This window comes from Streptomyces sp. NPDC002773, assembly GCF_040295605.1.
Taxonomy (GTDB): Bacteria; Actinomycetota; Actinomycetes; order Streptomycetales; family Streptomycetaceae; genus Streptomyces.
Map to the genome: position 1 here is coordinate 1 of NZ_JBEOVO010000053.1, position 23358 is coordinate 23358.

Here is a 23358-nt window from a genome sequence, read left to right on the forward strand (position 1 = left end):
CTCAAGCCGGGCCCACTGCGCATTCGTCAGATCCCCACGTCCCACAAGATGTGATCATCGGCGATCAAGATCCACTTTCGCAACAGGCCCTAGGCGTGCGGGTGGGGTGGGGCGCTCCCGGTGCTGTCCAGGCCGGTGGGAGCGCCCCGTTGACGTGTGAGGGGTCAGCCGAGGTGCATCGCGCGGCATCGCGACGAGTGGTTGCTGGCTTCCTTCTGGGCGGAGGCGTGGTCCATCCGGGGTCCCTGGTTCTTGCATCCGTGGCAGGCCCAGGTGGCGAGCTGGACCGTGGTCGCGGCCTGATCGAGTACGTCGACGTAGGAGTGGCCAGCGCTGCGGTAGCGGGCGATCAGGTTGCCGGGGCGGGTGGGCTCGGACATTGGTGTCTCCTTGCGTGTTGGGTGGTCCGGGTCTGTCCCGGCTCCCTGCCCGTCCCCGGGCCGTGGCGGCTTCGGGGGCGGACAGGCAGCCGTCAGATCAGCGGCGGGTGAGGCTGCGGTAGTGGTCGGAGAGGGCGTCGGACGCTTCCATGGCGTGGAGGTCGCCGACGAGCTTGGCGGCGCGCTGGGCGTCCTCGGTGTACGCGTCGTGGGAGTCCCTGGCGCCGCGGTTGGGCAGGTGGCTGGGGCGCTGGGTGAGGACTTCGCGCTCCTTGCGGAGGAGGCTCTGGGCGGTCATGACTCCGCCGTGGGAGGGCGACTTGACCTCGCGGTAGCCCATGAAGCTGTGGGTGTTGGTGACGACCCACTCGCTGTAGGTCTTGCCGCGGTCGGAGTGCTCGTTGACGACGAAGAGCTGGTCGCCGGGCTTGATGTCGCGAAGGAAGTTCTTCTCGCCGCCGCGGGTGGCCTGGTAGGAGGACTTGAGGCTCATGTCGGGGTCCTTTCGGGAGTTGGGTCAGGCCTGGTTGAGGGGCTGGGTGAAGATGCCGCCGGAGTGGGCGAGGAGTTGGGCGAGGGTGATGGAGCCGGGCCCGGTGGGTACGTCGGCGGGGCGGACCAGATGGCTGCCGAAGACGGGGCTAATGGCGTCGGTGACGATGTACTCGCCGTTGATGGCGTAGAGCCGGTCGCCGGGTTTGGCGTCGCGGGCGAGGTCTGCGGCGTCGGCTCGGGTGGGCTGGTAGTGGGGCTTCAGGGGCATGTCCGGGTCTCCTTCCAGGCGCGGGACGTATCGGGTGATTTCGGGTGCTCGATGGCATGGCGGTGCCGCTAAAGCGCAGGTCAGGGCTGCTCGGTGGGGTGCTCGGGGGCTGCTCGCGAGCGGCTGGCTGCTCGGCGTCGATCAGGGGCCGAGCAGGCTCTGACCTGCGGCTTAGCAGGGACGAGCAGGTCCGAGCAGGGGGACGATCAGGGCATTACGGGCGGGGAACGAGGGCCTGGAGCGTGTCGAGCTTGTAGCCGCGGGGGTTCTTCGCGCCGGGCATCTCCCCCAGCCCACCGGGCTTGCCGGCGCCCGCCTTCTCCATGAGGTCGCGCAGCTTGCCTGCTTCCAGGCCCAGCTCCTTCGCGAGGTCTTCCGTCCGCATACGATCGACGCCGGCCTCACGCATGACCCTGACCGCGGCGGTGACGAGCTGGACCTCGGGCGGCACCTCGATCGGCTTTCCCCGCTGGGCGGCGTACCCGGTCAGTGTTCCGGCGTCGGTACGGAGCTGCCGGCCGCGCTTGCAGATGGCGAGGAACTCGGGCAGGTCGATGACGTCGCCGCGCTGGGTGCTGTGCCCTTCCTCGGCGCCTTGGTCGAGGACGAAGACGCCCTTGGAGGCTTCGGTCAGGAGGTGAGGGGCGGCGCCGTTCATGACGGCGTCGTTGCCGAGGACCATCTTGGCGCTTGTGTCGCCCTTCACTCGGAAGGAAGCTCGCTTGACGCATACTTCGCGCAGCGCGGTGGGCACAGAGTTGGAGTCGGGCCGCTGGGTGATGAACATCCCCATGCCGCCGGCGAACCGGGCGACGCGCACGAACCGCGCCATCGACTCGACCATGACTTCCTTAGCGGGCCTGGAACGAGCGCCTTCACCGTCCTCGTCGTCGCTGGTCTTCACCTTCATGAGGGCCGCTGCGTCGAGGAGTTCCTGGAGCTCTTCGACGATGACGAGGGTGGGGCCCAGGCCGGGGCGCTGGGTCAGTTCCTTCGTGAGCTTGCCTTCGGGGCACCTGGCGGGCTCTTCGCGGTACAGGCGGGTCAGCTCGGCACCGACGCCCTGCATGTCGGTGATCGTCTCTTCGAGGACGTCGAGGACCTTCCGTACAGCGTCGGGGTCGGCTCCAACGACGTACTTGTGGGCGATCTCTTCCAGGGGCAGCCAGTCGGGGCTGACCTTGCCGGAGATGAGGACGATCCGGACGGTGGGGTCGAGGGCTGCGGCCGCGGCTACCAGGCGGGCGAGGTAGGACTTGCCGTAGTCCTGGAGGCCGCCGATGAGCAGGGATGACCACAGCAGCGGGAGGGAGACGCGCGTCCCGCGGGCGTCGAGGCCGAGGGGTACGCCGTGCTCCCAGAAGTCCCACTGCCCGGCCTGGATGAGCTGGCTGTAGACCTTGGGGCCGCTGTAGGGGTTGTCGGAGCTGGCGACCCACATGGTGAAGCGTCCTTCGTGACCTTCTGCCGAGGTGTCGGCCTTGATCTCGATGCGCTGCTTCTTGATGCGGAGGCTGGAGGCGAGGTCGCCGAGCTTGGCGATGGCGTCGGTGGCTTCCATACCGCGGGGCAGTTCGATGGTGGCGGACCAGCCGGGGCCGTCGGGGCGGATGTCTCCGACGACCCGGGTCTCGTCGCGCTGGGCCTCGGCGATGATCTTTGCGTTGACGAGGGCTGTGATCAGTTCTTCGCTGCTGGCGCTGCGGGGCTGCACGCCTGCTTCGGCGCTCTGCGCGAAGAGCGGCTGTCCGTTGTCGATGGCCGTCTTCTCGGGCCGGCCATGCCAGGCGCCGAGGCCGAGGGCGGCGAGGGCGAGTGGGACGTCGAGGAGGGGGGCGCCGAGGGTGGTGACGGTGACGCTGGTTCCGGCGGCGGTGGCCCAGCCGCCGGTCTTGAGGCTGTAGAAGAGGCGGTGCTTGCGGTAGGCGGCGCGGCGGTCCTGAACGAGGGCGTGGGCCTTTGCTTCCGCGGCGGAGTCGCCGTCGGCGTTCTTCCGGTCGGCCTTGGCGGTGCGGATCATCTGCGGGTAGTCGTCGCGGAGGCCGGCGAACCAGCGGCTGGCGAGCCTCCAGTAGCCGCGAGCCACCCACGGGGCGTACATGCGGTTGGCGAGGACGTGGTCCTGGGCGGCGGTCAGCCACGCGGGCCGGGTGGCGACGGCGCTGCCCTGGTGCTCGACGACCGTGCCCTCGACGGGCTGGCCGGCGTTGTCTTTGACGAGGGTGAGCGTCGGCCGCTCGGCGTCCTGCTGGGTGTGGGCTGCGGTGGTCATGGTCGTGGTCCTCAGCTCTGCTCGGACTGGACGGTGTCTCGGACCGCGTCGCGAACACGCTTCGCGTAGTTGCTGCCGCGGCCGAGAAGCTTGGCGACGGCGGGCGTGGAGAACGCGGCCGGGGCGGCGTCGTGGAGCTTGCGTGCGGCTTCCAAGTCGGCGGCTGCAAGGGGCTCCACGGAGTCCTTGTAGCGAGGCGCCTGAGAGCCGTTCTGCCCAATACTCGCTTGGCCTGCAGCGCCCTCGACGGGGCCGCCGGACGGCCTCTTCGGGGCGGCCTTCGCGGGTGTCCCGCCGCCCTCTCCGCCGCGACCGAAGATGTCTGCGATGAGCTCCTCGACGGCAAGGTGTCCGGCCGTGTCGAGGTGCTCTGCGACGACCTGCTCGACGTATTCGCGGGCGGCGAGTTCAGTGGCGAGCGTCTCGATCGTCTGGCCCAGTGGAAGGCCCTTCACCGACCTCCACGCCTCGGCCCACAGGTCCGATGCCTTCGCGTTGGCGGGGGCGTTGAGGGCGAGGATCTGGTAGCGGCTGTACACGTCCGGGTGGGCGGCGGCGCGGCGGGCTTCGTCCCAGGCGCGGTCGCGGCTGATCGTGCCGAGCGGGTGGGCGGCGAGGATCCGCTCGTACTGCTCCCACGCTTCCGGGTAGCGGGAGCGGCGCTGCTCGTCCTGGGCGGCGAGCGCGGCGTCCGCGGCCGCCTGGTCGGCGGCGAGCTTCGCCTCGTGGGCGGCGCGACGGTCGGCCTCGATCTGCCGCTTCGACTCGGCTTCGACCCGCTTCGCGGCGAGTTCGGCCTCCGCCTTCTTGGCCTCAGCCTCGGCGGTCTTTCGTTCGGCGCGGGTGGCCCTGGCGTGCTTGGCCCGGTCGCCGAACTTGTGGATCGTCCACACGCCGGGGCCGGCGAGCGAGGCGAGACCGCCGACGAGACCGAAGACGATCCCGATCTCCGGGTGCAGGGCGCCGTCGGTGACGTTGATACCCGCCGCGATCGATGCGAACAGGGCGGTGGCGGCCAGGTAGGGCCAGACGACCCGCCGGTTCGCGATGGCCGCCTCGACGAGGCGCAGCGTCACCCAGGCCGCCGACTCCAGCATGATCGGCAGGGCGGCGTTCCAGGGGCGCTCGGGGTCCCAAAAGGCGCGGATCTGGAGCGGCAGGGCGACAAGGAAGCAGACGATCGCGAAGTACTTCACGGCCTTGGCGGCCTGCGTGTCAAGCTTCTTCCCGGCAAGGTTGCGGCGGTGCTCGGCCTGGTCGGCGGCGAGCTTTTCGGCCCGCTCCTTCTCTTCCTGCTCGCGGGCGGCCTGGGCGTTGCGCTCGATCTCGTCGGCCCGCGCCTTGGCGGCGGCGATCTTCGGGGCGTCGAGGGCTTCCCGGCGCCGGCGCTCGGCTTCCGCGTCGGCCGCAGCGCTCTGGGCCTCGATCCGGGTCTTCTCCGCGTTCGCGGACTGCTCGGTGAACGACGTGCCGCTCACGGCGATCATTCCTTTCGGGGGTTAGGCGGGGGTGCGCTGCGGCGGGATGGCGCTGGTCTGGGCGGTGGTGCGGATGCGCTGGTCGTCGAGGACTCCGTCGAAGGCGACGGCGGTGATGGCGAGGATGCCGACGAGGATTCGGGCGCCGGCCGGGATCTGCAGTCCGGCGAACCAGGCCAGCCCGGCGAAGATGAACAGCAGCCGGAGGCGGGTGAGGCCGATCAGCCAGCTGACGCTCACTGGACTGCCCCCATCAGCGCGGGCCAGAGACGGTCGTCGCGTCCCCAGGCGGGGTCGATGATGTGGAGGACGGCGCCGTGCTCGCGGAGCTCTCGGAGGGCCTGCCGGCCGATGCCGCGCCACGTGGTGTGGATGTCGTTGCGGCGCATCTTCCAGCCGCCGATCGCGGTCAAGTGGCGGCCGTCGACCTCGGTGAGGACGATCTGGCGCTTCGGCCAGCCGCGGACCACGGTGAACCCCTGGCCCTGCAGACTGAGGAGCCGACCGAGGAGCTGGCTGCGGTCGTGAACGACGCCTTCGACCCAGGCGCGCTGGTGCCAACGGACGCCGTCGACGACCTCGTCGGCGCCGGGCTGGGAGCAAGTGGTCACGAAGCCGGCCAGGTTGGCGGCGGTCAGCGTCGGCACCAGGTGCCGGGCGCCGTCCGTCTCCTCCGCGCCGAACTTTTCGGAGAGGTATCCGGGCCACGAGGGCACACGGCCCTCCAGCCAGTCGGCCATGTTCTGGCCGAGGTCGGCGATGCTGCGGGCGTCGCGCCACACGCTGCCCATCAGGACCACACCCACTGCTGGTTGGCGGACGCGGCGCGGAGGGCGGACTGGCCGATCTGGCTGGCGATCCGGTCCCAGCCGCCGGGGAGCTTGTCGGCGACCTTGAGGAGGGCCTTGCCGTACTTGACCGCCTGCGCCGGGGCGATCTCCTCGTAGCCGTCGCGGCGCGGGGCGAACAGCGGCTTCAGGGTCGTCCAGCCGGTGAAGCCGGCGGCGCGCTTCACCTCGGAGCCGAGGTTCTCGATCTGGAGGGCGGACAGGGTCGACTGGGTGCCGTCGTGGGAGATGCGGTAGCCCATGGCGGGCTCCTTCCGGGTCAGCGGTGGTCGGGGGTGTCGCGGACGAGGCGTTCCAGGTCGACGGCCGCGTCGTGCGCGGTGTCGGTGCGCACGGCGCCGCCGTTCCGGTCGGCCGCTTCCTTGTCGGCCACGGTGGCGTCGAGGATCTGGCGGGCGGCGGCGAGCGCCTGGTCGCGGGTGACCATCAGGCGGCGGCGGGCTGGCTGAGGGCGGCGAGCTCGTCGCGGAGCCGCGGGCCGTCCGGGGTGGAGGCGTCGATCCGCTCGGCCAGGTACTCGGCGGCGAACCGGTCGAGCGCGCTACCGGTCCGCAAGGCGGCCAGGAAGTCGGTGATGACGCTGGCTCGGACCGACGCCTCGATCTCGGCGAGCTGCTCGGACGGGCCGTCGGACGGGATGAGGGCGAGCTTGGGCATGACGAATCTCCTCGTGGCAGTGGTGCTGGAAGGGGAGGTGGAGCGCCGGGGCCGACAGCAGGGGGATGGACTGCCGGCCCCGGCAGTAGAGGGGTGGGGCGGCGCTGCCTAGACCGAGTAACAGCAGAGCCGATCTCGGCAGGAGTTCCGGCCCTTCTTCATGTGCTGCTCCCGGATCTTCAGCACCTTCTCGGCCGCCTGCTCGCTGCCTCCGTCGTCGAGGTTCATGGCCAGGGTGAGAAGCCGTCCGTTGCACCTCTCGTCGGTGTCGTAGGTGTTGCCGTGTCGACTGGTGATCTTGGGCATGGCGAATCTCCTCGTGGCAGAGGTGCAGGAAAAGGGAGGGGGCGCCGGGGCCAGCAGCAGGGGGATTGACTGCCGGCCCCGGCAGTAGAGGGGTGGGCCTACAGGCCCAGCAGGTGGTACGGGAACGGTGCGGACTGGTGATCCACGGTGAAGCTGCGGATCCAGCACCAGCGGAACGTGAACTCGATCGCGTCCAGCTGCATCAGAGCCAGCGCCCGGTGATGCCCGTCCGACACGTACACGGAGTGCGAGCGGTCATCCACGCCCAGCAGGATCGGCTTGCGCTGGCCCTCGGTCGGGAGGGACGCCAGCAGACCCGCCATGATCTCGCGGTCCTTGCTGCGGCTCCCGAAGTCCCGCGCGACGTGCTTCCACTTGCGGTACGAGCCGGGCCGGATCTGCTGGTCGTTGAGGAGTCGGGTCGGCAGGGTGCCGGCGTAGAGGGCCATCACCGGCCGCCGGAGCGCTTGTTGACCTCGCGGACCTTGTCCGACAGTTCCTTGCGCTCCTCGTCCGACAGGGCCACGGGGCGGGCCGGGCGGACGTAGGAGGCGGCGGCGTGCGCGGCCTTGTCGGCGGCGGACATCTGCGGGTACTCGACCGCGAAACCGGTCGAGCCGCGCTTGATGCCGGCCGCGATCAGACGGCGGGACGGGGCCGGGACGGTGGCCTCGACCGTGGGGGCGCTCACTGCTCGCCGCCGTAGGTGCGGACCTCGAGCGAGGCGGGAAGCGGCTTCAGGTCGGTGCCGAAGAGTCGGCCGACGAGGGCTCGAGCCATCGTGTCCCGCTCGCGGTCGCTACGACCGGCCGGCAGGTGGAGGCTGATCCGACCGTCACGGTTCTGGACCGCCGCGCCGAAGAAGCCGGCGTCACGGATCGACGAGTCGATGATCTCGGCACCGGACTCCGCCAGCAGCTCCGGCAGCGGGGCCGAGAGCAGGCGGTCGACGGTGAGGGGGGCAGCGGCGGGAACACCGGTGCCGTTAAGCTGGTAGTCATCCATGAGGGGACCCTTCAGAGAGCCTCGTGGTAGGCCCTGGCCTGGGAGTGGAGTCCCGGTGCTGGGGCCGTCTTGTTTTCCGTTGTGGTGTGCCGGTGGAGCGGCACTGTGAAGCTGTCCGGGGGTGGAGCCCCGTTCGCTTCAACCCCATATTGAAGTCTGGCGTGACGGGCTGTCAAGCGTTTCCGTTGACTCGCCGCTACGGATCTCAACCAGGCATTGAAACCGGACATCTGCCCGCTTAGTCTGAGTCCATGACCGAAGCCACCGCCACCGCCGCCGCGATCGAGGACGCCACTGCCGCAGTCGCCGCCATCAAAGACCCCATCGCCCGCTTCGAAGCGGCGCGCCTTGAGCGTGCCGTGCTCGCCGCCGGGGACCAGGGCTACCTGGCGATCCAGCGACAGGTTGTACGTGATCTCCACGAGGGGCGGAGCTGGGCGCAGGTTGGCACCCTGCTCGGCTTCAGTGGCAGTCGAGCGGAAGCCATCGCCCGCGAGCGGTGAGGTCATGCCTCAAGTCAAGCAACCTGGCGCCGTCCGGGCGATGAACGCCCGGTGCAGCGGTGACGCAGGATACGCGCAGCGGCAGTGCACAACCCCGTAGTCGATTGAGCGAGGGGCGGACGGTGGATGTCGTCGATCAGTGGAGCGGCCGGCATGCGGCAGCTCTGCAGGAGGCCATGCGGGCCACTAATGAGGAGTTCGCGCGCCGGTTAGGCGTGGCGGTCCGGACGGTGGCGGCATGGCATGCCTCGCCATCCACGGTCCCGCGTCGTGAGATGCAGCGTGCCCTGGATACGCTGCATGAACAGGTCACTCAGGCTGAACGCCACCGATTCACTGCGCTCCTGCGTACCGAGACCAGTAGCCACGCGCAGGCCCTGAGGGTGGCCATAGCGATCGTGGCTCGCGATGCCGAAGTCCTTCTCGTCTGCCGGCGTGGCGAAGAGTCCCTGTCGTGGGGCTTCCCTGCCGGGGTCGTCAAGCCCGGCGGCAGTTCCGGTGCAGTTGCAGTGCAAGAGACGCTCGCCGAGACGGCAGTCCACTGCACGGTACGCAAGCATCTGGGGTCAAGAGTCCACCCCACTACCGGCGTTCTGGCCAGCTACGAGTTCTGCGAATACCTCGCTGGCGAGGTACGGAATGCCGACCCTCTCGAGAACCTCGACGCCACCTGGGTTCCGATCAGCAGCCTGACGAAGTTCATCCCGACCGAGCGGATTTATCCACCCGTACTTGCAGCCCTGGAGGCACTGACGTGACCGAGACAACGACTGAACAGGGCATCTCCACCGCGATCATTACGGATGGCGGCCGCGTCCTGATGATCAGGCGAAGGGAGCGCGAGGGCAAACTGCTCTGGGCCTTCCCGGGTGGCGGCATCGAGGCTGGCGAGTCCCCGGAGCAGGCCGCGGTCCGGGAGACGGCCGAGGAGGTCGACCTCGAGGTGAAGGCCGTCCGGTCCCTCGGTGAGCGAGTCCACCCGCAGACCGGCCGGCACATGTCCTATGTCGCCTGCGAGGTCGTCGGCGGCGAGGCCCGGGTCGCGGACGAGGAGGAGCTGGCAGAGGTCGCCTGGATCCGACTGGAGGAGATCCCCGACTACGTCCCGTGGGGCCTGTTCGGGCCGGTGCAGGAGTACCTCGACGAGACGCTCGGGGCCTGACGCCGCACACGACGAAGCCCGCCACCAGGAGGTGGCGGGCTCTGTTGCGTGCGGGGTGAGTTCTGGCCACGTTCAGGGCGGCGTCTTGGCCCGCCGCGTTGCGCGCGGTTTCCGGGGTGCGCAGGTCAGGGAGTTGCAGGTGGGAGCGGGGGGCGGCTCCTTACCCAGAAGTTTTGGTAAGGGGGTGCGTGCTGGTTCTCGACGGTGTCGGGGCGGCGGCTTCCAGCCTCGCCCTATGGTCATTCCCAGCGGGTGCTGACGGGGCGCCTTGTCTGAGCGGCTGCCTCCGGGTGCCTTTATTGGTACGCGCTTTAGTAGGAAAAATTGGGCGTAGAAAAGCGGGGGATCGGTGGTGCAGGCTGGGGGCCGACCTGGGGACGTCTTCCAGCCATCTCGACCTTTGGCCTGGGCTCGGTTGCGCTCCCCTACGTCTTCGCGCGACAGATCCTATCGGGTCGGTCAAATCGTCGATCTGTGCTGATGGTTGGCCTGTCGTGGCCTCTTCTGGTTTTGAAGGGCAGGGTGGGGCGGGGGTGCAGAGTTGGCTCATCGCGCCCGGCCGCTGGGCTCGATATACCGGAAGCGGTTTTGCCGGAAAATTCTGGTCCTGGTGAACGTCGACGTGGCGCGTCAGGCTGCTCACGTATCTACGCCTTTGCGGGCGGCGCTTTCTGGCCAACCACGTCGCGTCACCGTGGAGTCATGCAAGGAGGGGTCAGGATGGAAAACGCCAGGTCGCTGACCTGCCACTTCCCACAAAAATACTCGCACTGGACCGGACACTACGCTTTTCCGTAGGTGGTCCAGCGCCGGTTTTCGATGGCCGATTCCTGGCTACCCGATACGGTCGCCGAGCGAGGCCGCACTGTCGCGCCTTATTGACAGTAAGGCTTTTTTCGCCGCGTACATCCTATGCATTGCCGCTGGTCACAAGCGCCAGAGGGGCTTCTTCGCCTATCGACGGAAGAGTCGTTTCCTGGTGTGTGATCTTCGTGTCGGTTTGGCTGGTGTGCGGCCGAGGGGTTGCAGCCCCTCGGCCGCTGTAACAGCGAGTTGCTGCTCGCTGCTGTTGGTTCCCCTGGATGGAGGTTCCCGTATGAGCGTAGCCATGTCTGGTGGCTGCTGGCCGGATGACTGGTCGGGTCGACCGGTCGATGAGCTGATCGAGGCTGCGGACGTCGGGGTGGTGGAGTCGTCGATCACCGATCCCGAGTTCTTGGGGGCTGCGGTGTGGGCGGTCGGCCGCTGGTGGCTGCATCTGCCGGCGGGCCTGGTCGGGCTGGAGCGGGACGTGGTGGTACGCGAGCTGCTGGCACGAACGATCCCCGCCTGAGACGCGACGGAGCCCGCCACCTCGGAAGGTGGCGGGCTCCGTCGCGCCTGCCGATGGGGCTGTGGCGACCTGTTTGCCTGCGCTTCTGTGGACACCGTGTCCACGCCTGCACCGATGTCACCCTTTGTGACCTGGTGAAACTCATTGATACTCACCGAGACGCGTGGACACGCCTCGACTTTTGAACTACTTTTGAAGTCATGACCGCGATGCCAGCAGAAGCGAACTTCTCGGAGCTCATCCAGAAGCCCAAGGACACCGTCGCACGGCTGCAGGGCACCACCCGTAAGGGGCTGACGCTGCACCGTCGCGACGGCGAAGACCTCTACCTGACCACGGCTGCACGCGCCGAGCAGGTCACGGAGGTCGTCGACTCCACCACCCGCATGTTCGTGGCGCTCATGAAGAGCAGCCCCGAAGCTGTTGCCATGCTCACCAAGGTCTTTCCCGAGGCGTTCCCCTGGGTCCGCTTCCTGCCGCAGAAGGCGGTCCAGGAGTTCCTCGTGGAGTTCATGGAGACCGCGCGCGCGGCCTCCGACCTCGGTACCGTTGGGCCGATCGTGCCGCTCATCGCGGCATGGAAGTCGACCGCCGAGGTGTACGCGGACCAGGAGCTCTACAGCAAGCTGACCAGTCCGGAGGCGGGCGACTTCGGGGAAGTCGAGCCTCCGGAGGTACCTGCAGATTGAGCAATAAGAGGGGGGACTTCGTCGTCCCGCCGCCCAAGCCGGGCGAATACAAGATCCGCTTCGGGGTCAAAGGAACGGGGACGGGGTGGCAGGAACTCTGCGCCGAGGCACCCAGTAACACTGCTGACGCCTGGTTCACGATGCGAACCGAGCCGGCGCCTGCGGTGCAGACCGCCCGTCATCACCAGCTGAAGTACGACCTTGCAACGGTTGTCTTCGACGGCGAGGTCCGTGACCAGTGGCAGATCGAGGTCACGAGCGGCGGTCGCGTCTGGTACGTGGTCGACGAGGATCGCAAGATCGTGTGGGTCCTTCATGCGGCCAGCAGGCACCCGAAGAAGACCGAGTAGTCGACGAGCGAGCCCGCCACCCTTTCGGGTGGCGGGCTTCGTCGTGTCCTGCTCTGTGCTGCCGGGGTTGTCCTGTCGTGGACCACTTCGAGCCGATCACCGCCGACTACCCTCAAGCCCCTCGCCTGCCGCTGCTGACCGCGGCGGAGGCCCGTGAGGCGATCCGGCACCTGTTCCTGCTGGAGCAGCTGGATCTGTCGCCGCGGGGTGCGGCGGCCGGCCAGCTCGCGTCGGAGCTGGCCCGGCGGCTACCTGCCGAGTAGCTCGTTTGGCGGGCAGCCTCGTGTCGCTTCAGCCGTTGGCTCGGTTGTGCCTGTGTGACTGCCTACGACTCGCATCTGCCTGGCCTCCAGGAACATCCCGAGGATTCCCTGGAGACCTACGTCTGGTCCCTGCTCGATGGCCCTCGCGGTCACGACATCGTCGTGCCGGAGAATGTGCTGCGGGCTGGGATCGAGTGCTGGCGTCTGTTGGCGGCCGGTGACGGTTCCTGCTCGGATGCCGCGCTGCAGATCGCGAACACGATGAACCGGCGGCTGCCTGTGCTTACGGAGATGGCTGACTCTCCTTGGTTCTCCGTCCCGGCGGTTGGGCGCCCGGCGCTGAGCTAGGCCGCTGTCCGCCGGTCGGCCAGCGGCAGCCGCAGGACCTCGCCGTGCCCGTACTCGGTCCGGCATGCGGGGCAGGTGAGTGTTTGCACGTGAAGGGTGATGCGCAGGGGCTGCTGGCAGGGGCAGGTGACGGTGATCTGCCGCGGGGTCTTCTCGCCGGCGGTGATGCCGGCCAGGGTGCGGTGGATCGTGTTGAGCTCGGCGGCGAATTCGTCGGCCGCGTCGAAGCTTTCGGCTGCCCAGCGGAGGTTGTAGCGCAGGGTCTGGCAGGCATGGTCGACGCGTTCCTGCAGCCCGCCGCCTTCGTTGAGTTCTGCGTGGCCGGCGTCTTCCCAGACGCGCACCCACCCTTCGAGCGGGCCGAGGACAGGGCCGCCGGCGCACTGGAGGCTGAGCACGTCGACCCGTAGCGGAGCGGGGGCGGCCTTGCTGCCGGAGACCGCGGGCCCGCCGCTGCTGCCGCCGCGCTCGAGGTGGTTGGCGAGCTGGGCGTACAGGCCGCGGGGTCCCTGGATGGCGGACAGCTGCTGCGCTGCCCGGTCCTCGCATCGGCCGCACAGTCGGCGCCCGAGCTCGTCGTCGCGGAGGTCGTGGGCGCATCGGGTGCAGGCGGGGAAGTCGTTCACGGTCTCTCCTTGCGGCGGTGCGGGCTGGACTGTTGGACGAACTTGCGGTGCTGTATGCCTCGCTGACGTTCTCGGGCCCGTCGTCGCGGAGTCCGCCGGAGGCCTGAAAGTCGCTTAGGCGGGCACTGAGGCCCCGTCTCGGGCCTGTTCTGATTCATGGGCTAGGTGCGGGTGCGCTTCTTCATGGCTTGCCGGTGCGCGCGTTCGCCGTCGCGGCAGGGTTCGCACAGGGTCGGGTCTTCACCGCGCTTGCGGTGGGCTTCGTAGCCGGCGTGGTCACCGTGCCGTCGCCGTCGGCCGTCGAGGATCCCGGCCTGGCAAGCGAGGAGGACGGCGTGGGCGATGCTCCGGGCGCCGAGCTTCCTGATCGCTCGGTGGCCGTAGCCGCGGACGGTGATCTCCTCGATGCCCCACTGCTGGGCGAGGTCGCGGTACGACGATCCGTTGGCTGCCGCGAGGACGACTGCGCGTTCTCGTTCGGTGAGTTCGGCCATCAAAGGCCCCTGACGACATCGACGACGGTCCGCCGCCGTCCCGCGACGGTCATCCGCTCGGGCTTGGCCGGCGGCCGGGTGCGTGGGGCGTAGCGGCCGACGCGGGCCTTCCGGTCGGCCTCGTCCTCCCACCCGCTAGGCCAGAGCGGCAGCTGGGTGTCGGTCACGTCGGCTCCTTCCTGGGCTGGGCGGGGCGCGCCTGGCGGACGCGCCCCGGGGGGCTGGGGTCAGACGGTGGTCTGGCTGTGCTGATCGAGGACGGCGAGGATGTCGGTGGCCCAGCGGGCGATGGCGGGGTTGTCGCCGTCCCAGTCGCGCATGTTGGTTGCGAGGGAGCGCGCGGCGGTGAGGGTGGCCTCGGCCCGGTCGGCGCGCTGCCGTTGCTCTGCCGCGTCCCGCTGGTGGGCGACGGTCTGCTCGATGAGCTGGTCCTGTTGATCCGCGAGGGATCGGCAGTCGTCGGCCCACCCGTCGCAGTCCTGCGTGGCGTACTGGAGATGGGAGTGCAGCGTCTCAATGCCGGCGCGGAGCCGTGCGGCCTCGTCTCCGGTGAGCTGGTGACGCTCGGCACGGTCGACGAGGTTGCGGATCTCGTCGATGCCGGGCCGGTCCGTGGGCTGGGTCATCGTCGGCCGGCCTTCCAGCAGTCGGGGCAGAGGTGGCGTCCGCCGGCGCGGGAGCGCCATTTGCGGTTGAGGCGGAGGACGTCGGCGGCGGTCTCGGCGTCGGGGTGGGTGGCGGTGGCGTCGCAGTCGGGGGTGGCGCAGTGGATGGTGGGCGTGGGCTGGGTCATGAGCGGGCCTCCTCGGCCATCCGGCGGAGGCGGGCAAGTGCGATCTGGTCCTCGGCCGTGAACCCGCGACCGAGGGACAACTCGTTGGCGGCCTGGTCGAGGGCGAAGGTGAGGAACTGGCGCTCGCTCGCGGTCAGGGGCGCCTCGTCGGTGACCTGTGCTTCGGCCGGCTGCCCGACAGCGGGGCAGAACGTGTGCGGCGCCGTGGTGCCGCAGGAGCAGGTTCGGAGCTGCGGCGGGGGCGCGGTGTCGTCGGCGGTGGTCGGGTTCGGCTGGATGGCGGCGAGGACCGCGAGCACGGCGTCGGCCTCGCCGTAGTGGTGGGTGCTGGGCACGTCGTTGCCGGAGAGGGCGTGCTGGTTGTCGTACCGGTGGATCGCTCGGGCGATGCGCTGGCGCAGTTCCTCGGGGGTGGGTCCGTGGCGGCCGTCGGCGGTCCACCGCGCGGCGGCGGGGTGGGCGCAGGGGCCGCCGTTGCAGGCGCCGGTGTCGCCGCACGGCGCGCACTCGGGCTGCTGTCCGCTGGCGGTGCGGGCGGCGGGGTCGACGACCGCGCCGTCGACGGTAATGTCGCGGCCGGTGGTGTCGATGCCGACGTGCTCCAGCAGGCCACGCAATCCGCTCCGGCGCTGAACGTGCCAGACATCGGAGTACCCGAGCGTTCCGCCCTGGCAGGTCATCTTCGGGTGGCAGGCGTGGTCGGCGCCGACGAGGTTGAGGCACAGGCAGCGGTGCCAGCGCTTCGGGCCGTGCGCGACGCCGTCCTCGCATTCGGTGCCGGGGCGGTGGGCGGCATGCCCGCACCATGCACATGTGGGCTTCGGTTCGGGGGTCGTGGTCTGGTCGGTCATGGTGCTGCTCCTGGGGTTGGGCCCGTCCCCGTGTGGCCGCGGGGACGGGACGAGACGGACGGTCAGGCAGTGGCGTGGTCGGGGCAGAGGTCGAGCAGGGCGCGCCCGTCACGGCGGCGGCGCCAGCCCTGCTCGCGGAGGTATGCGCGAAGGGCCCGGTGGTGCGGCATGTAGATGGGGGCGCCGCGTTCGCGGTCGCACTGCTCGCCGTCGGGGTTGAGGCGGTCACATCGGATGACCGGAATGACGCCAGCGGTCATGGGTCTGCTCCTGGGTGGCGGGATGCTGGGTGTGTGGTCCCCCCGCGCTGCCTGCGGGGGGACCTGCTGCGTGATCAGGCGGCGGTGGCTCGTTGGTGGAGGAGCCGGATGGCGGCCTCGGCCTGCTGGGGTACGACCCCGTTGCCGAGGGCCTTCAACTGCTGGGTGCGGGTGAGGCCGGGAACGTCGGTGACGTGGCCGGCGTCGAGGCCCATGAGCCATTCGACGAACGCAGGGCTCAGGCGGCGTCGATCGTCAGTTGCCCAGGGGGCACGTCGTCCGGTGGCGTACTCCCAGCGGGTGATGGCGGGGGCGAAACGGCCCCAGTCAGCTGGCCCGAGTACGTCACATCCGTCAGCGTCCAGCCGAGGTGCACGTTCGGGTTGTCCGTCGTCCGGCCCGCCGTGGCGTTCCTGGTGCCGCGGGAGTCCGCCACTGTCGGTGTGGGCAGGAGCGTGGGCGCCAGCGAGTTCAGCGACGGCCGTACCGCAGCGCCCGGGCTCGGCGACTGATTGTTGCCGTAGGGCGTGGCCGTCGGCGTCGGCAGCAGGTGCTCCACCTCGTCCGCCAGCGTCGGCCCATGCCCCCCGGCCTTCCGCTTGTCCGGGTGCTGCGAGCCGCCGTTGATCGCCAGGTTCGCCGTCGGGGTCTTGAGCAGTGGCGAGGAGGAAGAGCCGCTGTCGCTGGTGGGGAGCGCCGACCTCCGATGCGCGTACAAGGCACCACTCCGCATCGAACCCGATTGCGGCAAGGTCGGCGAGGACGGTGTCGAATCCCAGTCGAAGGTGACCTGCGACGTTCTCAAAGACTGCGACTCGGGGTCGTAGAACGCGAAGGGCGTCTGCGATGTACGGCCAGATGTGGCGGTCATCTTCGGTTCCTTTCCGTTGGCCGGCGACGCTGAAGGGCTGGCAGGGGTAGCCGCCGGTGACGATGTCGACGGGCCCGTGCTCGTCGAGGACGGCCTGCCAGTCGGTGGTGGTGAGGTCGCCGAGGTTCGGGATCCCGGGCATGCGGTGGGCGATGATCTGGGCGGCCCCGGGGTCGATGTCGCAGGCCCAGGCGGGGGTGCCGCCATAGACGTTCTGGGTAGCGATGTCGAGGCCGCCGTAGCCGGTGCAGAAGCTGCCAAGTCGGGGGCGGGTCACGGTGGCTCCTAGGCGGCGGGGCGGAGGGCGGCGAGGAGTGCGGCCCGGTTGGCGGCTTGCTGTGCGGGCGAGGTCGGCATCCGCTCGGGCCGGTAGTCGTGAACCTGGCCGGTGGGTACTTCCTCGGCGTACAGGCGGTCCAGGGAGCTGAGGGCCCGGCGGGTCTCGTTGGCGGTACCGCGGCCGCATCCGAGACGGAGGGCGATGGAGGAGTCGGAGTGGCCGGCGCGGACCAGGGCGGCGATGTCGGCGCGGATCTTCATGCCGCCATCTCCTCGGCCTCGAGGAACCGTCGGGCGTGGACCTGGTCGGGGAGAGGGATGCCGTCGGTGTGGCAGGGGGTGCCAGGGGCGACCTGGCAGTGGGGGCAGCAGGCGGTGGTCTCGGCCCAGACTGTGCGGCGGGCGGGGTGCGTCTCGTCGAGGGTGCGGCCGGTCGCGGGCACCCGGCAGGGCCGGTGGGGGGCGGCGCCGCAGTGGGGGCAGGCGACAGACCGGGAGGGGTGCTGGCCGGCGCGCATGAAGTGGCGCAGCTCGATGGGCATCGGGGCGTTGGGGCGAATGGTCACTGGTCCTCCTTCTGGGCGGGTGGGGTGCAGCTGGTGCAGCCGCAGATCTGGCCTTCGTCCATGAACTCGGGGTGGTCGGCGGTACGAAGCCACTGGCGGTACTCGTCGAGGGCTCGGGCCCAATCGGCCGCCGTGTGCCGAGTGGGCCGCGCTACTGGGGCGGTTCCGGCGGGCCAGGCGCCTGGCGGGCGGCCTGTGGGGCGCCGGGGGGCGGGTACGGCGGGCTGGTCGCGCTGGGCGCGTCCGGCCCGGAGCTGTTCGCGGAGGAAGCTGGAGAGGTCGCCCTCGCGTCGCATGGCCGCGATGTCCTCGGTGCTGAAGTCGTCACTCACCGAGGGCCTCCTCGCGGGCGGCTTCCTGGTTGGCGATGATCCGTTCGAGGCTGGCGAGGGAGGCGGCGCGGCGGCGCTCGATCTCTTCCGGTGTCTCGCTGGCTGCAGGCTGGCCTTGGGCGGCTCGCCGGCGTGCGGGATGGATGACCTTGCTGGTTCGGCTACGGAGGGCGGACTTGCAGGGTCGGCCGATCGGCGCGGCGCACGCAGGGACGGGGCATTCGATGCCGAGCGGTCCGGACCGTTTGATGGCAGCGGCGACCTCTTCGTCACCCGGGATCTGCTGACCGAGCCCGCTGAAGCCGTGCTCCTCCTCCAGCCGCGCCAGTACGTGCGGGTGGAAGCTGCCTTCGAGGGCGGGGGCGTCGGCCGGGGCGGCGATGCTGCCGGAAGCGACTGCGTTCATCTGGCGGCGGTAGTTGGCGAGGTACTGCTTGGGCGACTCGTCCGGGTTGCCGTCGTAGACGAAGTTCTCGAGGCGTTCCTTGCGGATGATGTCGCGACAGGAGCGAACGTCATGGGGCTGGATCCAGAGCCGCTGGCCGGCTTCCTTCGGTGGGGTGCCGTAGTAGCGGGCGACGGCATCGAAGCAGTCCTGGTCGAGTGGGACGTCCTTGAGGGAGGTCGCCCAGGCGCGCATCGCGATCTGTGACGGCTGCCGGTTGTCGAAGGCGGCGCACGAGGCGAGGAGCTTGGCTGCGTCGTCGGGGGTCACGAGGTTTCCTCTCCTGAGGCGAGGGCCAGCCAGCCGGCGACTTTGGCGTCGGTGCCGGTGAGGGTCTGGCCGCTGGGGAGCTGGATGACGTTGCCGGTCTGGCGTCGTTCGCTGGCTCGCTTGGCGGAGTCCCCGAGCCACTTGCGCCAGGCCTCGTGCCAGTTGCGCTTCTTGCGGCCTTCGGCCCGCCAGTAGGAGATGAACTGCTGGGTCTCGAAGTCGGGGTCGAGCTGCGGGTAGGTCGCGGCGGCGAAGCGGCGCATCGTGTCGTTCAGGTGGAAGTCGTCAGGGATGGAGTGGAGGCCGTCAGGCCGCTGCTGCTCCGCCACCGTGAAGGGTTCGACTTCGACGCCGGAGGCACCCACCCCCTCCTCTTTCGGGGCTGGGGCTGGGGTAGGGGTAGGGGCAAGGGCAGGGGAATGCGCGCGTGACGCGCCCGCGCGCCCGCGCGTAGAGGCTTTCGGACCCCCCTCGCCACCCCCCTCGCGAGGGGTATCGGAAGGGGTTGCCGAAGGGGTTCCGGAGGGGGTTACGGAACCCCTTCCGGAGGGGTCGGGCGTGAGGTCTCCGAAGGCCTTCCGCAGGGCCTGGATGTGGGCAGCAACCTGAGCCCGGATCGAGGGCCCGTCCTCGCCGCGGTACTTCGTCGGCTCACCGCTGAGTTCGTCGAGGGGGATCCGGTCCATCTCTTCGAGCAGTGCCCGCTGCAGGTGCTTGGAGGAGATCTCCAGTGCGCCGGAGACCATGGCGCCCATGACCTTCGGCATCCTCCAGACGCCGTCGTTGCGGACGAAGGAGCGGATGAGGAGTTCCTCGGTGTCCTCGTCCATGACGATGAACCGGGCTCCTTCGAGGGACTGGAGCAGCTTCTCCAGCTCGGCAGAGGTGAGGCCGCGGGCCTTGCGGGACCAGCGGCGCAGCGTCAGGTCGAGGAGGCCGGCGTGGTTGAGGTTGGGCTGCGAGATGAGGAACAGGTAGAGGCGCTGTTCCCGCTCATCGAGGGTAAGGAAGTCGGCGTCCTCCCAGATGCTGGTGAGGATCCGGCCGTGGCCACGTGCCATGGGAGGTCTGCTTCCTGGAGTGAAGGGTGGTGGTCTAGGCGGCGATGTCGTCGTCGTACTTGCGACTGGTGGGCAAGTGGTCCGAGCAGCGCCATCCGGCGGCGTACAGGCGGGCCGGCTGCTGGCACATGGGGTTGCCGGTCTCGCAGAACCCGGGTGTGGTTTTCGGGTACGGCGGCGGGGTGATGCTGATCCGGCGCGGCTCGTCGTTGCTCACGCGGCCACCTGCCTTTTGGCCAGCCGCCGCGACTCGTCGTAGTGGCGGGTGCACATGCCGTGGGCCCGGTGACCCTCGTTACAGTCGGCGATGCTGCAGACGCGCTGCTCGACCGGTTTGATGGCGAGCGGCTTGCCGTCGTGGCGCCACCGTTCGACCTGGCGCTGGTAGATGCATAGTTGGGTGGAGATCTCGCGGGGCGAGAAGCCAGCGTTGAGCATGAGCAGGCAGGCGGCGCGCTTCTCGGCGAGGTTGAGCTCGACGCGGCAGCCGGGGGTGTTGATGGCACGCTCCACGGCGACCCAGTCGATGTCGTAGACGGTGGTGTCGGTGCCAGGTGTCTGGATGTAGCCGCCTCGGATGGGTCGGGGGCGGGTAGCGCTGATCGGGTTGTAGTGCCTCACTGTCCGTTCTCCTTCCGGATCGTCTGATAGGCGGGGAGCTGCCAGATCGCCTGGCAGGTGGCGAGGGATTCGCGGGCTTCGCGCATGAGCTGGTCGGCCCGCCGCTGGCGGACCTCGGTGCGGATCTGGTCCGCGGTGCGGTGTCGGCGCCAGGCGCGGTCCTGGCTGTCTCCGGCGCTCATGCCGCGGTCTGGCGTGCTGCGGCGGTGCTCCGCCGCTTCTGCTCTGCCAGTCGCTGGCACGTTCGACACCTACGCCTCTTGGTGGATCCATCCGGCTTCAGGACCCATCGAGTGTTTTCCTGGTCGAACGGATGGCCGTGAAGGCAGTGCGTGCGCTGGCTTAGCGGCCCATTGCCGCTGGTTTCCCCGCTTGCGACGCGCCTGGCCAGGCTGCACTGGGGGCACCAACGCCGACCGTTCTGTTTGCGAGCGAATTCGTGCCCCGCATCGCAGAGTTCTTTCCGGGCGTTGCGGGCTACTGGGCTGTCGGCCCGCAGTGCATTGACTGCTGGCGTCACAGCTTCCAGGTGCTCAGGGTTGGCGCATTGCGTGTTCCGGCAGAGGTGGTCAATGACGAGCCCCTCCGGGATCGGTCCGTACTGGCCCACGTATGCCGAGCGATGGGCGTATTCGTTCGTTGCCCGAAGTCGCATGTAGCCATTTCCATTCGGGTAGGCCTCATCGGCCGACGGAACGTGGCAGGGAGTGGACGGGGGAGTCGGAATCGGCAGCCCGGCCATTAGGAGGCCTCCTTGCGTGCGGCCCGAGTTCCACGCCAAGTCCGCACTCCGCTGTGGTTCACGGTGGGGCGGCTGCTGCAGGCCCAGCCGGCCTTGCGGATGTAGCCCTCGTCCTGGAGGAGGGTCATCAGCCGTCCCCAGTGGTGGGCGGAGTCAGGCGGCTCGGGCAGCTTGTGCTCGTCGGCGATCTCGAAGCAGGTGAAGGTGCGGCCGGTTGCCGCGGCGTCTATGTACTTGGGCCAGACCTGGGCGAGCCACGTCTCGTAGTCCTCGGCGCGCTGGCGGGTCTTCGTCTGCTCGGGGACGGTGCCGTCGAGCGCGGGCTGGATAGGGTTTGCCATGCCACTAGCTGTAAGCCTGCGGTGCGACACGGTTGGTTTCACGGAAGGTTTCACGATCTTGGTCACGGCGCTTCCCTCCTGCTGACCTGCGGGGTTACGAGTTCTTGATTCGCCTTGTTCAGTCGACGAGTTCGCCCTCGATGGGCTCGTCGTCCTCGTCGGGGTCGATCTCGCTGAGCGGCGCGGGCGACGCGTCGAGGCGCTCGATGACGCCGGTGCGCTTCTCAGCCGAGGTGGGCACCCACTTGCCGAGGCGCCGGGCCGCGGTCTTCAGGACCATGGCTTCCTCGTCGGTGCGCCAGGGGCTGTAGTCGCTGTCGGCGCCGTCGGACTTGGCCTTGGCGCGGGCGATGTGGTCGCGGTTGAGGACGACGACCTTGCTTATCGCCCCGCCCTGCATGACGGCGTAGGCGTAGGCGCCGACGAGCGGGCCGCGGTCGCCGAACCAGTCGACCTTGTGGTGGGGCTGCTTCATGGCGCCGGGCCAGCGCGGCGGACGGTGCTCGTCGAGAGCACCCGGGGTCCAGGCGAAGTCGTCCTTGGCACGGACGACTTCGACGACGACGGACTGGGCGGCGCCGGCGTTGTAGATGAGCTCGACGATGCCCTGGTAGCCGACGATGCCCTGGACTTCGAGCTGGCCCTTGCGCTTGATCGGCCGGAGGTAGAACTGCTCGGTGCCGGGCTCGAGACCGAGGCGGGCCGCGGTCATGAGGGCGCTCATGAGGCTGCCGGGGTTGTTCTGGGCTGCGGCTGCGAGCTTCTCGTTCTGCCGCAGGACGCCGACGGCAAGGCGGGCGAAGGTGTCGACCCGCACGTGGCTGGCGGCGACGACGGCGAGCTCCGGCTTGTACTGCTCGATGAGAGCCGCTGGCGTGTTGGACTGGCAGGCGATCTCGTTGCCGATCTGGCTCATGCGCGCAAGTCCTTCTCGACGTAGTAGGCAATGGGGTGGTGGTGGTCGCTGCGGTGGTCGCCGCCGAACGCGACGCCTGCGACGTCGTCGGATCCGGTGCCGTCGGCGTAGGTCTCGAACAGGTCGGAGAAGCGCCGGCGGTACTGCTCGGCCTCGTTGGAGGCGTCCCACCCCTTCTTGCTGCCATCAGGCAGGAAGGCGTAGGACACGTAGCCGTTGAGCGGCGCCGCAATCGGGCCGATGACGAGCGGCTGGAGGTATTCGGGGAGTGAGGCGCGGAAGGCCTCGATGTCGGGCAGTCCGCCGGGCCGGCAGTCGTGCGTGACGGCGATGACGGCGTCGTGGCTGATGTAACCCATCAGTGACTCCTGTAGGGCTGGAGGGCAAGGGTGCTGCCGTCGGGGTTGACCGTTCGGTAGGCGATGCGGCGGTCTCCGCAGACGGCCCGGTAGCCGTCGCCGATGAGGTCGAGGACTTCGCCACGAACCTGGGTGAACTCGTGGTCGACGGTGCGACGCTGGTCGCCGATGACCTCGTAGCGGGCGGCGAGTTCGAGGGGGATCTCGACATCGCGGTCTTCGCGTCCGTCGGGCTGGACGCGGATGGTCTGGTAGGTGGCGTCGGCTCCGTCGATGGGGGGCCGGTTGCCGCGGCGGACGTCATCGAGGAAGCGCCAGGCAGCGTCGCGCAGGATCCTCGCGTCGGCCTTGTCGTACTCGACGGTGTACTCGCGGTAGTCGTGGCCGGAGACGAGGAGCGCGACGTGCGTGGTGCGGTAGCCGGTGACGTCCATCTGCCACTGGATCTGGCAGCGGTAGTAGACGGGGATCTCGTCGCTGCCCGCCGGGCCCCAGCCCTCGCCCAACGGGGACGTCTTGACCTCGACGAGGCAGTCTGCGCCGATGCGGTCGGGGGTGGCGCGCTGCCAGTCCCGGTCGCGGTGCCGCCACGTGCCGGTCTCGTGGAGCTCCATGCTGTGCTCGTCGGCCCACTTCTTGGCGACGGCGGCTTCGAGGCGGTTGCCCCACTCCATGGCCGGGTTGGACTGGAACGGCGGGGTGGGCAGGCCGGCCTTCTTGTGCCAGAGGCTGAAGCGGGACTGCCACGGGGAGAGGCCGACGACCGCGGCGATCTCGGTGGCGGTGATGCACAGTCCGGCTCGGGCCTGCTCCCACTCGGGGGTGCCGGGGGTGTACTGGCCGAGGAGGACCCCGGTCGGTGGCTCGGTGGTGATCATCAGAAGGGGTACTCCTTGGCAGGGTTGCGGCGGGGCCAGAGGCGGAGGGACCAGGCGTGGGGGCCGGTGACGCAGTGGCAGTCGGCCCAGTCGCCGTCGCCGAGCTGGGTGATGTAGCCGTGGCCGCCGAGGCCGCCGCACGACACGCAGTCGGGGTCGGCAGCGGGGAGCCGGGTGAGGTACAGGGCCCGCTGGTGGAGCTCGATCTGCCAGCGGCCGAGAGTGCGGGTGAGGTACATGGCAGTCGCTTTCGGGTAGGGGAGGCCAGGCCGCCCCGCCTGGGGGTGTCAGAGCGG

General features: G+C 69.5%; 45 protein-coding genes and 1 pseudogene. 8 read left to right on the forward strand and 38 right to left on the reverse strand.

All coding sequences use genetic code 11. The features are described 5' to 3' along the window. Positions 1–164: 164 nt before the first annotated feature. The 14 genes from ABT034_RS33530 to ABT034_RS33595 form a co-directional block, all read right to left on the reverse strand. The gene (locus tag ABT034_RS33530; protein ID WP_351220874.1) at positions 165–380 is read right to left on the reverse strand and encodes a hypothetical protein; all 216 of its coding nucleotides are present in this window, start codon (positions 378–380) and stop codon (positions 165–167) included. A gap of 97 nt (positions 381–477) precedes the next feature. Then, the gene (locus ABT034_RS33535) at positions 478–873 is read right to left on the reverse strand and encodes a hypothetical protein (RefSeq protein ID WP_351220875.1); all 396 of its coding nucleotides are present in this window, start codon (positions 871–873) and stop codon (positions 478–480) included. 24 nt (positions 874–897) lie between these two features. After that, entirely contained in the window at positions 898–1143 is a 246-nt protein-coding gene (locus tag ABT034_RS33540; RefSeq protein WP_351220876.1) for a hypothetical protein, read from the reverse strand. 214 nt (positions 1144–1357) lie between these two features. Then, on the reverse strand, positions 1358–3415 hold the full coding sequence (locus ABT034_RS33545) for a hypothetical protein (RefSeq protein WP_351220877.1): 2058 nt from the start codon (positions 3413–3415) through the stop codon (positions 1358–1360). 11 nt (positions 3416–3426) lie between these two features. Next, positions 3427–4893 (reverse strand): hypothetical protein, encoded by a 1467-nt coding sequence (locus ABT034_RS33550; RefSeq protein ID WP_351220878.1) that lies wholly within the window; start codon positions 4891–4893, stop codon positions 3427–3429. Between the two features lie 21 nt (positions 4894–4914). After that, positions 4915–5133 (reverse strand): hypothetical protein, encoded by a 219-nt coding sequence (locus tag ABT034_RS33555; RefSeq protein WP_351220879.1) that lies wholly within the window; start codon positions 5131–5133, stop codon positions 4915–4917. Beyond that, positions 5130–5684 carry a DUF6919 domain-containing protein gene (locus ABT034_RS33560; RefSeq protein ID WP_351220880.1) on the reverse strand — a complete coding sequence of 185 codons (555 nt, stop codon included), beginning with the start codon at positions 5682–5684 and terminating at the stop codon, positions 5130–5132. The genes ABT034_RS33555 and ABT034_RS33560 overlap by 4 nt, the downstream gene beginning before the upstream one ends. Continuing rightward, positions 5684–5983, reverse strand: coding sequence for a DUF7739 domain-containing protein (locus ABT034_RS33565; protein WP_351220881.1), 300 nt, complete (start codon positions 5981–5983; stop codon positions 5684–5686). The genes ABT034_RS33560 and ABT034_RS33565 overlap by 1 nt, the downstream gene beginning before the upstream one ends. A gap of 17 nt (positions 5984–6000) precedes the next feature. Further along, the gene (locus tag ABT034_RS33570) at positions 6001–6168 is read right to left on the reverse strand and encodes a hypothetical protein (protein ID WP_351220882.1); all 168 of its coding nucleotides are present in this window, start codon (positions 6166–6168) and stop codon (positions 6001–6003) included. Beyond that, positions 6168–6398, reverse strand: a complete 231-nt coding sequence (locus ABT034_RS33575) for a hypothetical protein (RefSeq protein ID WP_351220883.1) — start codon at positions 6396–6398, stop codon at positions 6168–6170. The genes ABT034_RS33570 and ABT034_RS33575 overlap by 1 nt, the downstream gene beginning before the upstream one ends. Before the next feature lie 108 nt (positions 6399–6506). Then, the gene (locus ABT034_RS33580; RefSeq protein ID WP_351220884.1) at positions 6507–6704 is read right to left on the reverse strand and encodes a hypothetical protein; all 198 of its coding nucleotides are present in this window, start codon (positions 6702–6704) and stop codon (positions 6507–6509) included. 98 nt (positions 6705–6802) lie between these two features. Then, positions 6803–7153, reverse strand: coding sequence for a hypothetical protein (locus ABT034_RS33585; RefSeq protein WP_351220885.1), 351 nt, complete (start codon positions 7151–7153; stop codon positions 6803–6805). Further along, complete coding sequence (locus ABT034_RS33590; RefSeq protein ID WP_351220886.1) at positions 7153–7395, reverse strand: hypothetical protein; 243 nt, start codon at positions 7393–7395, stop codon at positions 7153–7155. The genes ABT034_RS33585 and ABT034_RS33590 overlap by 1 nt, the downstream gene beginning before the upstream one ends. Next, positions 7392–7709 (reverse strand): hypothetical protein, encoded by a 318-nt coding sequence (locus tag ABT034_RS33595; protein ID WP_351220887.1) that lies wholly within the window; start codon positions 7707–7709, stop codon positions 7392–7394. The genes ABT034_RS33590 and ABT034_RS33595 overlap by 4 nt, the downstream gene beginning before the upstream one ends. A 251-nt stretch (positions 7710–7960) precedes the next feature. Between ABT034_RS33595 and ABT034_RS33600 the strand changes: the two genes are divergently transcribed. The 8 genes from ABT034_RS33600 to ABT034_RS33635 all read left to right on the forward strand — a co-directional run bounded on the left by ABT034_RS33600 (position 7961) and on the right by ABT034_RS33635 (position 12357). Next, positions 7961–8212 (forward strand): hypothetical protein, encoded by a 252-nt coding sequence (locus ABT034_RS33600; protein ID WP_351220888.1) that lies wholly within the window; start codon positions 7961–7963, stop codon positions 8210–8212. A gap of 122 nt (positions 8213–8334) precedes the next feature. Next, the gene (locus tag ABT034_RS33605; protein ID WP_351220889.1) at positions 8335–8970 is read left to right on the forward strand and encodes an NUDIX hydrolase; all 636 of its coding nucleotides are present in this window, start codon (positions 8335–8337) and stop codon (positions 8968–8970) included. After that, complete coding sequence (locus ABT034_RS33610; protein WP_351220890.1) at positions 8967–9374, forward strand: NUDIX hydrolase; 408 nt, start codon at positions 8967–8969, stop codon at positions 9372–9374. The genes ABT034_RS33605 and ABT034_RS33610 overlap by 4 nt, the downstream gene beginning before the upstream one ends. Positions 9375–10470: 1096 nt before the next feature. Further along, complete coding sequence (locus ABT034_RS33615) at positions 10471–10707, forward strand: hypothetical protein (RefSeq protein ID WP_351220891.1); 237 nt, start codon at positions 10471–10473, stop codon at positions 10705–10707. Between the two features lie 200 nt (positions 10708–10907). After that, positions 10908–11396, forward strand: coding sequence for a hypothetical protein (locus ABT034_RS33620; protein ID WP_351220892.1), 489 nt, complete (start codon positions 10908–10910; stop codon positions 11394–11396). After that, complete coding sequence (locus ABT034_RS33625) at positions 11393–11746, forward strand: hypothetical protein (RefSeq protein WP_351220893.1); 354 nt, start codon at positions 11393–11395, stop codon at positions 11744–11746. Before ABT034_RS33620 ends, ABT034_RS33625 begins: the two co-directional genes overlap by 4 nt. A gap of 77 nt (positions 11747–11823) precedes the next feature. Next, positions 11824–12009, forward strand: a complete 186-nt coding sequence (locus ABT034_RS33630; RefSeq protein ID WP_351220894.1) for a hypothetical protein — start codon at positions 11824–11826, stop codon at positions 12007–12009. A 54-nt stretch (positions 12010–12063) separates the two neighbouring features. Next, a complete protein-coding gene (locus tag ABT034_RS33635; RefSeq protein WP_351220895.1) occupies positions 12064–12357 on the forward strand; it encodes a hypothetical protein in 294 nt (97 codons plus the stop codon). Here ABT034_RS33635 and ABT034_RS33640 read toward each other — a convergent pair. From ABT034_RS33640 to ABT034_RS33755, 24 genes and pseudogenes are all read right to left on the reverse strand, one after another. After that, positions 12354–12983 carry a hypothetical protein gene (locus ABT034_RS33640; protein ID WP_351220896.1) on the reverse strand — a complete coding sequence of 210 codons (630 nt, stop codon included), beginning with the start codon at positions 12981–12983 and terminating at the stop codon, positions 12354–12356. The genes ABT034_RS33635 and ABT034_RS33640 overlap by 4 nt on opposite strands. A gap of 161 nt (positions 12984–13144) precedes the next feature. Continuing rightward, positions 13145–13477 carry a response regulator transcription factor gene (locus ABT034_RS33645; protein WP_351220897.1) on the reverse strand — a complete coding sequence of 111 codons (333 nt, stop codon included), beginning with the start codon at positions 13475–13477 and terminating at the stop codon, positions 13145–13147. After that, entirely contained in the window at positions 13477–13644 is a 168-nt protein-coding gene (locus ABT034_RS33650; RefSeq protein ID WP_351220898.1) for a hypothetical protein, read from the reverse strand. Before ABT034_RS33650 ends, ABT034_RS33645 begins: the two co-directional genes overlap by 1 nt. 60 nt (positions 13645–13704) lie before the next feature. After that, a complete protein-coding gene (locus ABT034_RS33655; protein WP_351220899.1) occupies positions 13705–14103 on the reverse strand; it encodes a hypothetical protein in 399 nt (132 codons plus the stop codon). Then, positions 14100–14270: a hypothetical protein gene (locus tag ABT034_RS33660; protein ID WP_351220900.1), complete on the reverse strand. Its 171-nt coding sequence runs from the start codon at positions 14268–14270 to the stop codon at positions 14100–14102. Before ABT034_RS33660 ends, ABT034_RS33655 begins: the two co-directional genes overlap by 4 nt. Next, entirely contained in the window at positions 14267–15121 is an 855-nt protein-coding gene (locus tag ABT034_RS33665; protein ID WP_351220901.1) for a hypothetical protein, read from the reverse strand. Before ABT034_RS33665 ends, ABT034_RS33660 begins: the two co-directional genes overlap by 4 nt. Positions 15122–15183: 62 nt before the next feature. Then, positions 15184–15381 carry a hypothetical protein gene (locus ABT034_RS33670; RefSeq protein ID WP_351220902.1) on the reverse strand — a complete coding sequence of 66 codons (198 nt, stop codon included), beginning with the start codon at positions 15379–15381 and terminating at the stop codon, positions 15184–15186. Positions 15382–15455: 74 nt separating this feature from the next. Further along, positions 15456–15596 carry a hypothetical protein gene (locus ABT034_RS33675; RefSeq protein ID WP_351220932.1) on the reverse strand — a complete coding sequence of 47 codons (141 nt, stop codon included), beginning with the start codon at positions 15594–15596 and terminating at the stop codon, positions 15456–15458. A 23-nt stretch (positions 15597–15619) separates the two neighbouring features. Further along, entirely contained in the window at positions 15620–16114 is a 495-nt protein-coding gene (locus tag ABT034_RS33680; protein WP_351220930.1) for a hypothetical protein, read from the reverse strand. Beyond that, positions 16086–16529 (reverse strand): annotated as a pseudogene (locus ABT034_RS33685) (DNA cytosine methyltransferase); the annotation flags it as partial. The pseudogene ABT034_RS33685 and the gene ABT034_RS33680, both read right to left, overlap by 29 nt. An 8-nt stretch (positions 16530–16537) precedes the next feature. Further along, positions 16538–16792, reverse strand: a complete 255-nt coding sequence (locus ABT034_RS33690) for a helix-turn-helix domain-containing protein (RefSeq protein WP_351220903.1) — start codon at positions 16790–16792, stop codon at positions 16538–16540. After that, complete coding sequence (locus ABT034_RS33695; RefSeq protein WP_351220904.1) at positions 16789–17097, reverse strand: zinc finger domain-containing protein; 309 nt, start codon at positions 17095–17097, stop codon at positions 16789–16791. The genes ABT034_RS33690 and ABT034_RS33695 overlap by 4 nt, the downstream gene beginning before the upstream one ends. Continuing rightward, on the reverse strand, positions 17094–17429 hold the full coding sequence (locus ABT034_RS33700; RefSeq protein ID WP_351220905.1) for a hypothetical protein: 336 nt from the start codon (positions 17427–17429) through the stop codon (positions 17094–17096). The genes ABT034_RS33695 and ABT034_RS33700 overlap by 4 nt, the downstream gene beginning before the upstream one ends. Further along, positions 17422–18144, reverse strand: a complete 723-nt coding sequence (locus ABT034_RS33705) for a zinc finger domain-containing protein (protein ID WP_351220906.1) — start codon at positions 18142–18144, stop codon at positions 17422–17424. The genes ABT034_RS33700 and ABT034_RS33705 overlap by 8 nt, the downstream gene beginning before the upstream one ends. Next, positions 18141–19205 carry a hypothetical protein gene (locus tag ABT034_RS33710; protein WP_351220907.1) on the reverse strand — a complete coding sequence of 355 codons (1065 nt, stop codon included), beginning with the start codon at positions 19203–19205 and terminating at the stop codon, positions 18141–18143. Before ABT034_RS33710 ends, ABT034_RS33705 begins: the two co-directional genes overlap by 4 nt. A gap of 34 nt (positions 19206–19239) precedes the next feature. Then, a complete protein-coding gene (locus ABT034_RS33715) occupies positions 19240–19422 on the reverse strand; it encodes a hypothetical protein (RefSeq protein WP_351220908.1) in 183 nt (60 codons plus the stop codon). Continuing rightward, entirely contained in the window at positions 19419–19826 is a 408-nt protein-coding gene (locus ABT034_RS33720; protein WP_351220909.1) for a helix-turn-helix domain-containing protein, read from the reverse strand. Before ABT034_RS33720 ends, ABT034_RS33715 begins: the two co-directional genes overlap by 4 nt. Beyond that, complete coding sequence (locus tag ABT034_RS33725; RefSeq protein WP_351220910.1) at positions 19823–20008, reverse strand: hypothetical protein; 186 nt, start codon at positions 20006–20008, stop codon at positions 19823–19825. Before ABT034_RS33725 ends, ABT034_RS33720 begins: the two co-directional genes overlap by 4 nt. Beyond that, complete coding sequence (locus tag ABT034_RS33730; RefSeq protein ID WP_351220911.1) at positions 20005–20568, reverse strand: HNH endonuclease signature motif containing protein; 564 nt, start codon at positions 20566–20568, stop codon at positions 20005–20007. Before ABT034_RS33730 ends, ABT034_RS33725 begins: the two co-directional genes overlap by 4 nt. After that, the gene (locus ABT034_RS33735; RefSeq protein ID WP_351220912.1) at positions 20568–20909 is read right to left on the reverse strand and encodes a hypothetical protein; all 342 of its coding nucleotides are present in this window, start codon (positions 20907–20909) and stop codon (positions 20568–20570) included. Before ABT034_RS33735 ends, ABT034_RS33730 begins: the two co-directional genes overlap by 1 nt. 118 nt (positions 20910–21027) lie before the next feature. Then, positions 21028–21825, reverse strand: a complete 798-nt coding sequence (locus ABT034_RS33740) for a recombinase RecT (protein ID WP_351220913.1) — start codon at positions 21823–21825, stop codon at positions 21028–21030. After that, on the reverse strand, positions 21822–22184 hold the full coding sequence (locus ABT034_RS33745; protein ID WP_351220914.1) for a hypothetical protein: 363 nt from the start codon (positions 22182–22184) through the stop codon (positions 21822–21824). Before ABT034_RS33745 ends, ABT034_RS33740 begins: the two co-directional genes overlap by 4 nt. Next, positions 22184–23062 carry a YqaJ viral recombinase family nuclease gene (locus tag ABT034_RS33750; protein ID WP_351220915.1) on the reverse strand — a complete coding sequence of 293 codons (879 nt, stop codon included), beginning with the start codon at positions 23060–23062 and terminating at the stop codon, positions 22184–22186. Before ABT034_RS33750 ends, ABT034_RS33745 begins: the two co-directional genes overlap by 1 nt. Then, a complete protein-coding gene (locus tag ABT034_RS33755) occupies positions 23062–23301 on the reverse strand; it encodes a hypothetical protein (protein WP_351220916.1) in 240 nt (79 codons plus the stop codon). Before ABT034_RS33755 ends, ABT034_RS33750 begins: the two co-directional genes overlap by 1 nt. Between the last annotated feature and the right edge of the window lie 57 nt (positions 23302–23358).

Excerpts from the sequence above, each read along its gene's own strand:
- ABT034_RS33595 (WP_351220887.1), bottom strand. The coding sequence starts at position 7,709 with ATGGATGACTACCAGCTTAACGGCACCGGTGTTCCCGCCGCTGCCCCC.
- ABT034_RS33660 (WP_351220900.1), bottom strand. The coding sequence starts at position 14,270 with ATGACCCAGCCCACGCCCACCATCCACTGCGCCACCCCCGACTGCGAC.
- ABT034_RS33750 (WP_351220915.1), bottom strand. The coding sequence starts at position 23,062 with ATGATCACCACCGAGCCACCGACCGGGGTCCTCCTCGGCCAGTACACC.
- ABT034_RS33545 (WP_351220877.1), bottom strand. The coding sequence starts at position 3,415 with ATGACCACCGCAGCCCACACCCAGCAGGACGCCGAGCGGCCGACGCTC.
- ABT034_RS33580 (WP_351220884.1), bottom strand. The coding sequence starts at position 6,704 with ATGCCCAAGATCACCAGTCGACACGGCAACACCTACGACACCGACGAG.
- ABT034_RS33540 (WP_351220876.1), bottom strand. The coding sequence starts at position 1,143 with ATGCCCCTGAAGCCCCACTACCAGCCCACCCGAGCCGACGCCGCAGAC.
- ABT034_RS33615 (WP_351220891.1), top strand. The coding sequence starts at position 10,471 with ATGAGCGTAGCCATGTCTGGTGGCTGCTGGCCGGATGACTGGTCGGGT.
- ABT034_RS33755 (WP_351220916.1), bottom strand. The coding sequence starts at position 23,301 with ATGTACCTCACCCGCACTCTCGGCCGCTGGCAGATCGAGCTCCACCAG.
- ABT034_RS33565 (WP_351220881.1), bottom strand. The coding sequence starts at position 5,983 with ATGGGCTACCGCATCTCCCACGACGGCACCCAGTCGACCCTGTCCGCC.
- ABT034_RS33645 (WP_351220897.1), bottom strand. The coding sequence starts at position 13,477 with ATGGCCGAACTCACCGAACGAGAACGCGCAGTCGTCCTCGCGGCAGCC.
- ABT034_RS33745 (WP_351220914.1), bottom strand. The coding sequence starts at position 22,184 with ATGGGTTACATCAGCCACGACGCCGTCATCGCCGTCACGCACGACTGC.
- ABT034_RS33680 (WP_351220930.1), bottom strand. The coding sequence starts at position 16,114 with ATGCGGAGTGGTGCCTTGTACGCGCATCGGAGGTCGGCGCTCCCCACC.
- ABT034_RS33690 (WP_351220903.1), bottom strand. The coding sequence starts at position 16,792 with ATGAAGATCCGCGCCGACATCGCCGCCCTGGTCCGCGCCGGCCACTCC.
- ABT034_RS33620 (WP_351220892.1), top strand. The coding sequence starts at position 10,908 with ATGACCGCGATGCCAGCAGAAGCGAACTTCTCGGAGCTCATCCAGAAG.
- ABT034_RS33735 (WP_351220912.1), bottom strand. The coding sequence starts at position 20,909 with ATGGCAAACCCTATCCAGCCCGCGCTCGACGGCACCGTCCCCGAGCAG.
- ABT034_RS33675 (WP_351220932.1), bottom strand. The coding sequence starts at position 15,596 with ATGGGCCTCGACGCCGGCCACGTCACCGACGTTCCCGGCCTCACCCGC.
- ABT034_RS33740 (WP_351220913.1), bottom strand. The coding sequence starts at position 21,825 with ATGAGCCAGATCGGCAACGAGATCGCCTGCCAGTCCAACACGCCAGCG.
- ABT034_RS33575 (WP_351220883.1), bottom strand. The coding sequence starts at position 6,398 with ATGCCCAAGCTCGCCCTCATCCCGTCCGACGGCCCGTCCGAGCAGCTC.
- ABT034_RS33585 (WP_351220885.1), bottom strand. The coding sequence starts at position 7,153 with ATGGCCCTCTACGCCGGCACCCTGCCGACCCGACTCCTCAACGACCAG.
- ABT034_RS33670 (WP_351220902.1), bottom strand. The coding sequence starts at position 15,381 with ATGACCGCTGGCGTCATTCCGGTCATCCGATGTGACCGCCTCAACCCC.
- ABT034_RS33560 (WP_351220880.1), bottom strand. The coding sequence starts at position 5,684 with ATGGGCAGCGTGTGGCGCGACGCCCGCAGCATCGCCGACCTCGGCCAG.
- ABT034_RS33535 (WP_351220875.1), bottom strand. The coding sequence starts at position 873 with ATGAGCCTCAAGTCCTCCTACCAGGCCACCCGCGGCGGCGAGAAGAAC.
- ABT034_RS33725 (WP_351220910.1), bottom strand. The coding sequence starts at position 20,008 with ATGAGCGCCGGAGACAGCCAGGACCGCGCCTGGCGCCGACACCGCACC.
- ABT034_RS33655 (WP_351220899.1), bottom strand. The coding sequence starts at position 14,103 with ATGACCCAGCCCACGGACCGGCCCGGCATCGACGAGATCCGCAACCTC.
- ABT034_RS33570 (WP_351220882.1), bottom strand. The coding sequence starts at position 6,168 with ATGGTCACCCGCGACCAGGCGCTCGCCGCCGCCCGCCAGATCCTCGAC.
- ABT034_RS33600 (WP_351220888.1), top strand. The coding sequence starts at position 7,961 with ATGACCGAAGCCACCGCCACCGCCGCCGCGATCGAGGACGCCACTGCC.
- ABT034_RS33710 (WP_351220907.1), bottom strand. The coding sequence starts at position 19,205 with ATGGCACGTGGCCACGGCCGGATCCTCACCAGCATCTGGGAGGACGCC.
- ABT034_RS33530 (WP_351220874.1), bottom strand. The coding sequence starts at position 380 with ATGTCCGAGCCCACCCGCCCCGGCAACCTGATCGCCCGCTACCGCAGC.
- ABT034_RS33665 (WP_351220901.1), bottom strand. The coding sequence starts at position 15,121 with ATGACCGACCAGACCACGACCCCCGAACCGAAGCCCACATGTGCATGG.
- ABT034_RS33730 (WP_351220911.1), bottom strand. The coding sequence starts at position 20,568 with ATGGCCGGGCTGCCGATTCCGACTCCCCCGTCCACTCCCTGCCACGTT.